The organism is Stenotrophomonas sp. P5_A9 (genome assembly GCF_056400525.1).
The window spans coordinates 1-10,267 of record NZ_JBFULC010000105.1 but is presented as its reverse complement, the minus strand read 5'-3'; the positions used below and the strand labels follow the sequence as shown (position 1 = coordinate 10,267).

The window sequence follows — 10,267 nt, the reverse complement described above, 5'->3', positions numbered from 1 at the left end:
GGATGGCGCCCACGAGCCTCCAGGGATGGATTCACGGCGTGTCCCGCCAACCCACCCGCCCCGACCCGGCCGACAGCACCGGCCAACCGGCTCCAGCAGTTGAAGTTGACCTTGACCTTGACCTTAAAAAGTTGCCGAAAAAAACAACACCCTCAAAGAATCTGCGCAGTCACCGCGACGAAATGACAGACACTGCCGCCGATCACAAACAGATGCCAGATCGCGTGCGAATAACGGATCGATTCGCGATGGTAGAAATACGTGCCCAACGTATAGGACAGCCCGCCAGCGAGCAGCCAACCCAACGTCCAGCCATCGATCGAGGCCCACATCGGCTTGATCGCCACCATCACCATCCAGCCCATCGCGATGTAGATGATCGTCGACAGCAGCTTGAAGCGCCCGGTGAAGAACAGCTTGAAGATCACCCCGGCAAAGGCCAGCACCCAGATCGCGGTGAACATGCCCCAGCCCCACGGACCGCCACGCAGCCCGATCAGCGTGAACGGCGTATACGTGCCGGCGATCAGCAGGTAGATGGCGCAGTGATCGAACACCTTCAGCCGACCCTTGACGACCGGGTGCTGGATCGCGTGGTACAGCGTGGAGGCCGTGTACAGCAGCAGCAACGCCACCCCGAACACGATCGCGCTGGCCAACTGCCAGCCGTCGCCATAGATGGCGGCCAGGGTGATCAGCACAGCGCTGGCGGCCAGCGCGGCCACCGCGCCGAGCCCGTGGGTCAGCGCGCTGGCGATTTCTTCACGTACGGAAGCAACTGTAGTCATGGCGATCGACACTGCGGGGAGGGGGGACCCGCTCCCCCCTATCATCGCCGCGATGGCGCGCGCATGCACGCGGGCCTGTTCAGACGCGGTATCAGCCGACCGAAATACTGTGTGCCGCTTCGCGCGTGGCAGCGAAGCGCACATCCGGCGCACGCTCCTGCGCCAGCTGCAGGTTGACCCGGGTCGGTGCCAGATACACCAGCTGCCCGGCCGCATCGATGCTCAGGTTGCCCGCGTTCTTTTCGCGGAACTCCTCCAGCTTCTTCTCGTTGCTGCAGGTGACCCAGCGCGCCGTGGTCACGCTGACCGGCTCGAAGGTGGCTTCCACGCCGTACTCGTCCTTCAGGCGGTAGGCGGCCACGTCGAACTGCAGCACACCCACCGCACCGAGGATCAGATCGTTGCTCATCAGCGGGCGGAAGAACTGCGTGGCACCTTCTTCGGAGAGCTGGGCCAGGCCCTTCTGCAGCTGCTTGAGCTTGAGCGGATCGCGCAGGCGTGCGCGGCGGAACAGTTCCGGGGCGAAGTTCGGGATGCCGGTGAAGCTCACCGCCTCGCCTTCGGTGAAGGTGTCACCGATGGAGATGGTGCCGTGGTTGTGGATACCGATGACATCGCCCGGCCACGCTTCGGCGGCGATCTCGCGATCGCTGGCCATGAAGGTCAGCGCGTTGGCCAGCTTCATTTCCTTGCCGGTGCGCACGTGGAAGGTCTTCATGCCGGCGACGAACCGGCCCGAGCAGATCCGCATGAAGGCCACGCGGTCGCGATGCTGCGGGTCCATGTTGGCCTGGATCTTGAACACGAAGCCGGTGAGCTTGTTTTCCTCCGGCGCGATCACCCGGCCGGTGGTGGCGCGCGGCTGCGGCGACGGCGCGTGCTCGACGAAGAAGTCCAGCAGCGGCTGCACGCCGAAGTTGTTCACGCCCGAGCCGAAGAACACCGGGGTCTGCTTGCCGGCCAGGTAGGCCTCCAGGTCGAACGGGTGGCTGGCGCCCTGCACCAGTTCCAGCTCGTCGCGCAGGTCGGCCAGCATGCGCTCACCGATCTTCTCGGCCAGGCCTGGCGAATCGATCGACGGGAAGATGGTCGAATCCTGGCGGGTGAAGTTGCGGCCCTGTTCGTACAGGTGGACTTCGCCGCTGATCAGGTGGACCACGCCTTTCAGGCGCTGGCCCATCCCGATCGGCCAGGTCACCGGCGCGCACTGGATGCCGAGCACGCTCTCCACTTCATCCAGCAGGTCGATCGGCTCCTTGCCCTCGCGGTCGAGCTTGTTGATGAAGGTCATGATCGGGGTATCGCGCAGGCGGCACACTTCCATCAGCTTGATGGTGCGCTCTTCCACGCCCTTGGCCACGTCGATCACCATCAGCGCCGAGTCCACCGCGGTGAGCACGCGGTAGGTGTCCTCGCCGAAGTCGGCGTGGCCGGGGGTGTCGAGCAGGTTGACGATCTTGCCTTCGTAAGGGAACTGCATCACCGAGGAGGTGACCGAGATCCCGCGCTCCTTTTCCAGCGCCATCCAGTCGGACGTTGCGTGGCGCGCGGCCTTGCGGCCCTTCACCGAACCGGCCATCTGGATCGCACCGCCGAACAGCAGCAGCTTTTCGGTCAGCGTGGTCTTGCCGGCGTCAGGATGGGAAATGATGGCGAAGGTGCGGCGGCGCGCGGCTTCGTTGGCGACTTCGGACATGGCGTGACGCGCCCGCCCGGGGCGCTTTTCATGGAGATAAGCCGTCCAGTATAGCGGGGGCGGGCGTGGCCGGGGTCAGGGCAGGGCGGCGGGGCCGCCCGGATCGGCTTCGCGGGCGAAGTGCAGCTCGCCCTGCGGGGTCACGATCCGTACCGGCACCGACCGCAGCTGCATGCCACTGTTGGTCTGGACCACGAAATGCAGGTGCGGCGCGGTGCTGAAACCGGTGTTGCCCGACAGGCCGATCCGCTGGCCAGCGTCGACCCGCTGGCCGCTGCGCACCAGGACGCCGTTGGCCTGCAGGTGCGCGTAGACGGCCATGCTGCCGTCTTCGTGCAGGATCCGAATGAAGTTGGCCCGCGCCCGATCGCGCACCGGGTCCTGTCCGTTCCCGTCGAAATTGCCCTGCACCTGCATCACCCGGCCGGCGCGCGCGGCGAGCACCGAGGTCCCTTCGGCCAGGGCGAAGTCGATGGCGTCGCGGTTCTCCGCATCGGTGTGGCTGAAACGGCCCTGCGGAGCCTGGGTGACCTGGAAGCGCCTGGCATCGAAAGGCAGCTGGTAGGCCACGTCCTGGGCCGTGGCGGTGGGATCGCCGGGCACCGCATCGAGCAGCAGGTCCAGCCGTGGTATGTCCGACGACAGTTGCAGGCGGGTCACCACGACGCTGGCCGAGCCGGCCAGCACCGCCTGCAGCGGCAGGCCGGGCAACGCCGTGGCGCCGGCCGGTTGGCGCAGTGCGATCTGCACCGGCCCGAACAGGTGGTTGTCCACGCGAGCCTGCCAGCGGCTGCCACCGCCCTCCAGCTTGACCGTGGCAATGCCCGCATCGAGGCGGTTGGCCGGCGCGGCGGCGTGGGCCTGCTCGACCAGGCCCCAGCCCGAGCGCCAGGCGGCATTGCCGGGCACGCTGGCGGCCTGGAGGGCGAGAGGACACGACAGCAAGGTCAGCAGCAGCGCACGGCGCATGGCGGGGATCCGGTGGAGATGGGCGCGACTGTACGCAACCGGGTCCGTTCAGGAAAGCGCGACGCTCGGTGCGTGCGGGTGGCGCCCTGATGAGAAAAAACTATATCGCTTCATCCCGATGAAAGGATTGACATCGCTGAAAGGGGCTGGCATCGTGGCTCCACCATCGAGACCGGCAGAGGGACAGGCCCTTTGAAGCCGGGGCAGCCCGCAGACGCGAAAGCGACCTGCGTAGGTGCCAAATCCTGCGGAGACCGTTGGTGTCTTCCGAAAGATGGTTCGAACCGTGCACCGTGCGTGCGCTTCGAACGCGAGCTCCGCGAAAGCTCGATGGCCGTTTTCCTACTTTGGATACCGCCATGGGTTTCGCCACCGCCACCGCTGTTGCCACCGACGCCTTCGCACCGATCAGCGTCCCGCTCGACGCCGGGTCCAACGCCGTGCGCGGCGAAATCGCCGCGGTGCTGTCGATGCGCCACGCCGGTGCCCGTCCGGTACGCCTGCGCTATGAACTGGTGGGGCGTGCGGGTGCACCGGTGGTGGTGCTGGCCGGGGGCATTTCCGCGCATCGGCACGTGGCCGCCAACACCGAATTCCCGGAAAAAGGCTGGGCCGAAGGGCTTGTCGCCGCCGGCCGCGCACTGGACCCAGCCGAGCAGCGCATCCTCGCCTTCGATTTCATCGGTGCCGACGGCGCGCTGGACCTGCCCATCGATACGGCCGACCAGGCCGACGCGCTGGCACTGCTGCTCGACCATCTCGGCATTGCCCAGGTGTTGTGCTTCGTCGGCTATTCCTACGGTGCACTGGTTGGCCAGCAGTTCGCCATCCGCCATCGCCCGCGTCTGCTCAAGCTGGTGGCGGTAAGCGGCGCGCATCGTCCGCATCCCTACGCCTCGGCCTGGCGCGCACTGCAGCGCCGTGCGGTGGCCCTGGGCCAGCTGCAATGCGCCGAAGGCCACGGGCTGGCCCTGGCGCGGCAGTTCGCGATGCTCAGCTACCGCACGCCGGAAGAATTCGGCGAGCGCTTCGATGCACCGCCGGAAGTGGTCAACGGCCGCGTGCGCGTGGCCGCCGAGGATTACCTCGATGCCGCCGGCGCGCAGTACGTGGCGCGCACCGCGGTGGACGCCTACCTGCGCCTGTCCGAATCGATCGACCTGCACCGCGTCGACCCGACCGCCATCCACCTGCCGACCGTGGTGGTGGCCGTGGAAGGCGACCGTCTGGTGCCGCTGGCCGATTGCGTTGGCCTGGTCGAAGGGCTGGGGCCGCGCGGCAGCCTGCGCGTGCTGCGCTCGCCGTACGGCCACGATGCCTTTCTCAAAGAAACCGATCGCATCGACGCGATCCTCGCCACCGCCATTCGTTCCCTGGGAGAAACCGCATGAGCCTGTCCACCGGTACCGAGCCGTCCTGTAGCCGCGTCACCGCCGCCGTGCGCGCCGGCATCGACCGCGACACCGCCCACGGTGCGGTGACGCCGCCGATCGTGCTGTCGTCCAACTTCAGCTTCGATGGCTTCGGCAACAAGCGCCAGTACGACTACACCCGCAGTGGCAATCCCACGCGCGACCTGCTTGGCGAAGCGCTGGCCGAACTGGAAGGCGGCGCGGGTGGGGTGATCACCTCCACCGGCATGGGCGCGATCAACCTGGTGCTCAACGCGCTGCTGCAGCCCGGCGATACGCTGGTGGTGCCGCATGATGCCTACGGTGGCAGCTGGCGTCTGTTCAACGCATTGGCCAAGAAGGGCCACTTCGGCCTGATCACCGCCGACCTGACCGACCCGCGTTCGCTTGCCGATGCGCTGGCGCAGTCGCCGACGCTGGTGCTGATCGAAACCCCGTCCAACCCGCTGCTGCGCATCACCGACCTGCGTTTCGTCATCGATGCCGCGCACAAGGCCGGGGCCAAGGTGGTGGTGGACAACACGTTCCTGTCACCGGCGCTGCAGCAGCCGATCGCCTTCGGGGCGGACGTGGTGCTGCACTCCACCACCAAGTACATCAACGGCCACAGCGACGTGGTGGGCGGTGCGGTGATCGCACGCGATGCGGCGGTGCATGAGCAGCTGGTGTGGTGGGCCAACGCGCTGGGCCTGACCGGGTCGCCGTTCGATGCGTTCCTGACCCTGCGTGGCCTGCGCACGCTCGGCGCGCGCCTGCGTGCGCACCAGGAGAACACCGCCGAGGTGGTCGACCTGCTGGTCGCCAGCGATGCGGTGGCCAACGTCTACTACCCGGGGCTGGCCGATCATCCCGGCCACGCCATCGCCGCGCGCCAGCAGGACGGCTTCGGCGCGATGCTGTCCTTCGAACTGGCCTCGTGCGAGGGCGATGATCCGCACGCGGCGGTGCGCGCATTCGTTGATGGGTTGCGCTGCTTCACCCTGGCCGAATCGCTCGGTGGCGTGGAAAGCCTGGTAGCGCATCCGGCGACCATGACCCATGCCGCGATGACCCCCGAGGCGCGCGCCCATGCCGGCATCAGCGAAGGCCTGTTGCGCCTGTCGGTGGGCATCGAATCCGCCGAAGACCTGCTCGCCGATCTGCAGGCCGGGCTGGAGCGCGCGCAGGCCGTGATCGACCTGCAGGCCAAGGCTGCCGTGCGCAAACAGGTGGATGCATGAGTGCGGTGCTGAACCTAGCGCCCGCACCGGCGCGCCGGCTGGCGTTGTTGGGCACCGGTACCGTCGGCACGGCGTTCGTGCAGCGTTACCAGTCGCTGCAGGCGCGCGGCATGGCATTGCCGGCATTTTCCTGGCTGGCCAATTCGCGCACTGCGCGTGCCTGCGAACGGGGCCCGGAGCACGAACTGCAGCAGGCCAACCTGGCCGCGCGCAGCGTGCCGCCGCTGCAGCCCTGGGCCGAGGCCGACGGGCTGCAGCGTGGCGATGTGGTGGTCGATGCGACCGCCAGCGACGAGGTCGCCAACTGGCACGAGCAGTGGTTGGCCCGTGGTGTGCACGTGGTCACCGCCAACAAGCTGGGCCAGGGCGCGCAGCTGGCACGTGCGCAGGCCATCACCGACGGCCGCGAGGAAGGCGATGCGCAGTACGGCGACAGCGCCACCGTGGGTGCCGGCCTGCCGCTGCTGAGCAGTCTGCGCGCGCTGGTCGCCGGGGGGGATCGCATCCATCGCGTGGAAGGGGTGTTGTCCGGTTCGCTGGCATGGCTGTTCCATCACTATGACGGCCAGCGTGCGTTCTCCGACTGGGTGCGGCAGGCGGCTGCGGCCGGCTACACCGAACCGGATCCGCGCGTGGACCTGTCCGGGGAGGACGTGCGCCGCAAGCTGCTGATCCTGGCGCGCGCCAGCGGCATCGCGTTGCGGGCCGAGCAGGTCGAGGTCGCCTCGCTGGTGCCTGCGGCGCTCGCCGCGCTGCCGACCGACGCGGCCGTGTCACAGTTGGCGTTGTTGGACGCCCCGCTGCAGGCTTACTGGCAGCAGGCCCGCGAGCAGAATGGATGCCTGCGCTTCGTCGGCGGTTTCGACCACGACGGTGCGTCGGTGGGCCTGCGCATCCTGCCGCTGGATCACCCGCTGGCCGGTGGCGCGCAGACCGACAATCGCGTGGCCATTCACAGCGATCGTTACCCCGCCCAGCCGTTGTTGATCCAAGGCCCGGGCGCGGGCGCGGAGGTCACCGCCGCGGCGTTGCTGGATGACGTGCTGGCGATCGTGCGGCGGTAGCCAATGTGTCGCGCGCGACAGGTAGAGCCGAGCCACGCTCGGCTGCCSTTCGCGCGATRAACGACCTAACGGCCGGGTAGAGCCGAGCCACGCTCGGCTGCCSTTCGCGCGATRAACGACCTMACGGCCACGATGAACGACCTCACGCGCCGCGCCAGAGATGCAGCCGAGCATGGCTCGGCTCTACCGGTGGGTTTCCTTCAGCGCCTTCACCAACGCCGCGTTGAATCGCTTCGGGTCCTGCACCTGCGGGGAATGGCCGAGATCATCGAAGGTCACCAACGTCGCGCCGGGAATCGCTGCCGCCGCCGCCTTGCCCAGTGCCGGATAGTCACCCAGCGTCGCCTTCAATGCCGGCGGTGCCAGATCGCGGCCGATCGCGGTGCGGTCGGTCTGGCCGATGAACAACGTGGTCGGCACGGTGATCCGCGGCAGCTCGTAGACCACCGGCTGGTTGAACACCATGTCCGAGGTCAGCGCCTGGCTCCAGGCCACCGCCTGCTTCCCCGGGCCGTCGTACATGCGTGACTGCATGCTTACCCAGTGCGCGTACCCGGGCTTCCACTGGCCGTTGTAATACACCTCCAGCTGGTACTTTTTGATGCTGTCGAAACTGGTCTTCAACTCGCCGGCATACCACGCATCCACGCTGCGCCAGGGCACGCCCTTGGCCTTCCAGTCTTCCAGCCCGATGGGATTGACCAGCGCCAGGTGCCGCAGCTGATGCGGATACATCAGCGCATAGCGCGCGGCGAGCATGCCACCCATCGAATGGCCGACGAGGTCGACCTGGGCCGCGTCGAGCCCAAGATGGGCGAGCAGGGCGTGGGTATTGGCGGCCAGCTGGCCGAACGAATACTGGTAGCGCTCGGGCTTGCTGGATTTGCAGAAGCCGATCTGGTCCGGTGCGATCACCCGGTAACCGGCGGCGCTCAGCGCCTGGATGGTGTCCTGCCAAGTGGCTGCGCAGAAGTTCTTGCCGTGCAGCAGTACGACCGTGCCGGCGAAGGCCTTGCCGGCCGGCGGGACATCGAGGTAGGCCATCTCCAGTGGTTGTCGCTGTGCGTCGAACTGGAAGATCTTCACCGGGTAGGGGTACTCGAAGCCTTCCAGCCGTGGGCCATAGGTGTCGGCGGCGAGTGAAGTCAGGGGCAGGCAGGCGAGCAGGGCGGCGGCCAGGATGCGCATGGCGGTCTCCGGAAGGGGAAGCCCGACTTTACTGGAGGCACCGCGATGATGCTGTTGCGCAGAGCCGACCGATGGTCGGCTGCATTTCCACACCGCGTAGAGCCGACCGTTGGTCGGCTGCATTTTCCCGCGATGGTGGACAAGCCGACCAACGGTCGGCTCTACCGGGGCGATCGATCAGCACTCGATGACGTTGACCGCCAAGCCGCCGCGGCTGGTTTCCTTGTACTTGTCCTGCATGTCGCGCCCGGTGTCGCGCATGGTCTTGATGACCTTGTCCAGCGATACCTTGTGTTTGCCGTCGCCGCGCATGGCCATGCGCGAGGCGTTGATCGCCTTGACCGCGCCCATCGCGTTGCGTTCGATGCACGGGATCTGCACCAGCCCGCCGATCGGGTCGCAGGTCAGACCAAGGTTGTGTTCCATGCCGATCTCGGCGGCGTTCTCGATCTGGCTGGGGCTGCCGCCGAGTGCGGCAACCAGGCCACCGGCGGCCATCGAGCAGGCCACGCCCACTTCGCCCTGGCAACCGACTTCGGCACCGGAAATGGAGGCGTTTTCCTTGTACAGGATGCCGATCGCCGCCGAGGTCAGCAGGAAATCGAACACGCGCTGTTCGTTGGCGCCCGGGCAGAAGCGGTCGAAGTAATGCAGGACCGCGGGCAGCACGCCGGCCGCGCCATTGGTCGGCGCGGTGACCACGCGGCCACCGGCGGCGTTTTCTTCATTGACTGCCAGCGCGTACAGGTTGACCCAGTCCAACGTGGTCAGCGGATCGCGCATGGCTGCTTCGGGCTTGGACGACAGCTCGCGGTACAGCGCCGGGGCGCGGCGGGAGACATGCAGGCCGCCGGGCAGGGTACCCTCCTGGCGGATGCCGCGCGCCACGCACGCCTGCATCGCACCCCAGATCTCGCGCAGCTGCTCGCGGATCTCGTCTTCGCTGCGCCAGCTTTTTTCGTTCTCGAACATCATCTGGGCGATGCTCAACCCACTGCGCGCGGTCTGCGCGAGCAGTTCGTCGCCGCTCTTGAACGGATACGGCAACGGCGTTTCATCAGGCACGATGCGATCATCGGCCGCGTCGTCCTGGTTGACCACGAAGCCGCCACCGACGGAGTAGTAATCGCGGGTGGCGATCACCTGCTCGTCCGCGTCATAGGCGGTGAAGCGCATGCCGTTGGTGTGGTAGGGCAGCTTCTGCCGCTTGTTCAGGCCCAGGTCGCGCTTCTCGTCGAAGGCGATCTCATGGGTGCCCATCAACTGGATCCGCTTGCTGCTACGGATGCGTTCGAGGGTTGCCGGGATGATATCCGGGTCGATCAGGTTCGGGCGCTGCCCCTCCAGCCCGAGCAGGACCGCCTTGTCGGTGCCATGGCCGCGCCCGGTCAGGGCCAGCGAGCCGTACACGTCGGCGCGGATGCGCACCACGTCCTGCAGGCGGCCCGGATCCAGCAACCAGCGGTGCACGAAGCGTTCGGCGGCCTTCATCGGTCCCACGGTGTGCGAGGAGCTCGGGCCAATGCCGATCTTGAAAACGTCGAACGTGCTGACAGCCATGATTGCCAAACTGCGGGTATCGGATGGAGCGCTATTCTATGCGCTTCGCGCCGCCGGCTCTGGCTGCGGCGCAACATTTTCCAAGGCGGGTGGGCCGGTGTTTACCTTGTTCCAGCGTGATGACTGCCAGTTGTGCGACCAGGCCCTGGCGGTGCTGGCCCAGGCCCGGGTATCGGGCCTGGACAGTGTGTTCATCGACGATGACGCGGCGCTGGAGGCCCGCTACGGCCTGCGCGTGCCGGTGCTGCGCGATGCGCAGGGGCGGGAGCTGGACTGGCCGTTCGATGTGGCGGCGGTGCAGGTCTGGATCAGCGGGCAAGCGTAGAGCCGACCGTTGGTCGGCTGCCYTGGCTCCTGGCGCCGTCAGGGC

General features: G+C 67.3%; 9 protein-coding genes and 1 riboswitch. Of the genes, 4 read left to right on the top strand and 5 right to left on the bottom strand.

All coding sequences use genetic code 11. The features are described from left to right. Positions 1-152: 152 nt before the first annotated feature. From trhA to AC1DR7_RS19630, 3 genes are all read right to left on the bottom strand, one after another. Positions 153-788 (bottom strand): PAQR family membrane homeostasis protein TrhA, encoded by a 636-nt coding sequence (gene trhA / locus AC1DR7_RS19640; protein WP_457319753.1) that lies wholly within the window; start codon positions 786-788, stop codon positions 153-155. A gap of 91 nt (positions 789-879) precedes the next feature. Then, entirely contained in the window at positions 880-2,484 is a 1,605-nt protein-coding gene (locus AC1DR7_RS19635; RefSeq protein ID WP_256775817.1) for a peptide chain release factor 3, read from the bottom strand. A gap of 75 nt (positions 2,485-2,559) precedes the next feature. Then, positions 2,560-3,453: a M23 family metallopeptidase gene (locus AC1DR7_RS19630; RefSeq protein ID WP_457319751.1), complete on the bottom strand. Its 894-nt coding sequence runs from the start codon at positions 3,451-3,453 to the stop codon at positions 2,560-2,562. Positions 3,454-3,613: 160 nt separating this feature from the next. After that, positions 3,614-3,734, top strand: a riboswitch (SAM riboswitch). A 78-nt stretch (positions 3,735-3,812) separates the two neighbouring features. Between AC1DR7_RS19630 and metX the strand changes: the two genes are divergently transcribed. From metX to AC1DR7_RS19615, 3 genes are read left to right on the top strand one after another with little or no spacing between them, the layout of a single operon-like run. Beyond that, the gene (gene metX / locus AC1DR7_RS19625; protein ID WP_457319749.1) at positions 3,813-4,844 is read left to right on the top strand and encodes a homoserine O-succinyltransferase MetX; all 1,032 of its coding nucleotides are present in this window, start codon (positions 3,813-3,815) and stop codon (positions 4,842-4,844) included. Further along, complete coding sequence (locus AC1DR7_RS19620) at positions 4,841-6,085, top strand: O-succinylhomoserine (thiol)-lyase (RefSeq protein WP_457319747.1); 1,245 nt, start codon at positions 4,841-4,843, stop codon at positions 6,083-6,085. The genes metX and AC1DR7_RS19620 overlap by 4 nt, the downstream gene beginning before the upstream one ends. After that, positions 6,082-7,149, top strand: coding sequence for a homoserine dehydrogenase family protein (locus AC1DR7_RS19615; RefSeq protein WP_478053058.1), 1,068 nt, complete (start codon positions 6,082-6,084; stop codon positions 7,147-7,149). Before AC1DR7_RS19620 ends, AC1DR7_RS19615 begins: the two co-directional genes overlap by 4 nt. Positions 7,150-7,332: 183 nt before the next feature. Here AC1DR7_RS19615 and AC1DR7_RS19610 read toward each other — a convergent pair whose 3' ends face one another. Together AC1DR7_RS19610 and AC1DR7_RS19605 are read right to left on the bottom strand one after the other, a co-directional pair. Next, positions 7,333-8,337, bottom strand: coding sequence for an alpha/beta fold hydrolase (locus AC1DR7_RS19610; protein ID WP_457322247.1), 1,005 nt, complete (start codon positions 8,335-8,337; stop codon positions 7,333-7,335). Between the two features lie 177 nt (positions 8,338-8,514). Further along, on the bottom strand, positions 8,515-9,897 hold the full coding sequence (locus AC1DR7_RS19605) for an L-serine ammonia-lyase (protein WP_256775811.1): 1,383 nt from the start codon (positions 9,895-9,897) through the stop codon (positions 8,515-8,517). A gap of 97 nt (positions 9,898-9,994) precedes the next feature. Between AC1DR7_RS19605 and AC1DR7_RS19600 the strand changes: the two genes are divergently transcribed. Then, entirely contained in the window at positions 9,995-10,222 is a 228-nt protein-coding gene (locus AC1DR7_RS19600; RefSeq protein ID WP_256775810.1) for a glutaredoxin family protein, read from the top strand. The last annotated feature ends 45 nt before the right edge of the window (positions 10,223-10,267 follow it).